This window comes from Microcoleus sp. OTE_8_concoct_300, from assembly GCF_031383065.1.
Lineage (GTDB): Bacteria > Cyanobacteriota > Cyanobacteriia > Cyanobacteriales > Microcoleaceae > Microcoleus.
Window position 1 is genome coordinate 1 of the sequence record NZ_JANMZH010000852.1, and the last position, 1,149, is coordinate 1,149.

Here is a 1,149-nt window from a genome sequence, read left to right on the forward strand (position 1 = left end):
ATCCTTGTTAATCAAAAATGTTCCCTACAAATTGGCAAAGGAAGAAGTCAAAATGAAAAATTTACTCAGGTTGCTTCTTAAAAGTCAGCACCAGCGAAACCGCTCAGGGCCAGCTCAAACAGACAAGGGTATGACTCTGGTAGAGCTATTAGTCGGAGCAATTATGGCGTTTTTAATCATTACGCCCATGCTCGGTTTTGTAGTCGATATGCTGAATACCGACAGGAGGGAACAAGTCAAGTCAAATACCGAGCAAGACATTCAGGCGGCGGTTGATTTCATCGCCCAAGATTTGAGTCAAGCTATTTATATTTACGATAATAGTGCAGATGGTGTCCCCAAACTCCTAACGGGAAATTTCATCCCCTCTGCCGCAGCAACAAAGGGAACTCCTATTCTGGTATTTTGGAAACGCCAGCAGCTCAAGAATTCTCTTCCTATAATGGCAAATAAGAAACCAAAGGATTGCGATCCAACAAACACAGCACTGAAGGGCCCAAGTGCGTGCAACGATACGTATGTTCTATCCTTAGTTGCGTACTACCAAGTTAGTGGCGAGCCGGGCATTTGGTGTCAGCCTTCAGGAGCTCCGTGTCCTACCCGTATTGTTCGGTATCAAATTCAGGACGGACTGCGAGATCCTAATAATTCGACAGATACTGATCCAGCAAAGCGCTACTTTGCTCCTGCTGAGCTAAAAAATCCCGACACGCAAAAGCGCAGTGATGCCTTTAACATAGGTACTATCTCCCAGGCAGGTTTTGACATCAGTAAGCCAACGGAAAATGTGACGAAGCCAGGCGTTAATTGGGATCCCCCTGATGTATTAGTTAATTACATCGACCACGGCACTAACCCGCTATTCAAAGGAAATGAATGTACAACCGCTCTGGGGAATCCCACTACCCAAACTGGAACTACAACATCGCCAATCTTAGAAAACACTCTAAAAGTAACAGATACAATAAAGAATATCAACAGCTTCTACGCTTGTGTTGATACAGCGAGAAACATAGCCAGAGTAACTATCAGAGGAAACAGCCTTCGCCGCCTTCAACCCAACGATACTGATTATAAGGCCGAGAAATCTGCATATTTCCCAACAGCAAGCGTGCAAGTACAAGGTCTCGGTGCGCGAGGAAAATAACT

1 protein-coding gene is annotated in these 1,149 nt (G+C 44.9%); it reads left to right on the forward strand.

Going from position 1 to position 1,149, the window contains the following annotated elements:
- The coding region (gene hpsC / locus ACUVJL_RS37410) for a hormogonium polysaccharide secretion pseudopilin HpsC (RefSeq protein ID WP_445250436.1) at window positions 1-1,147 on the forward strand (1,147 nt) is incomplete at its 5' end.
- Window positions 1,148-1,149 lie beyond the last annotated feature (2 nt).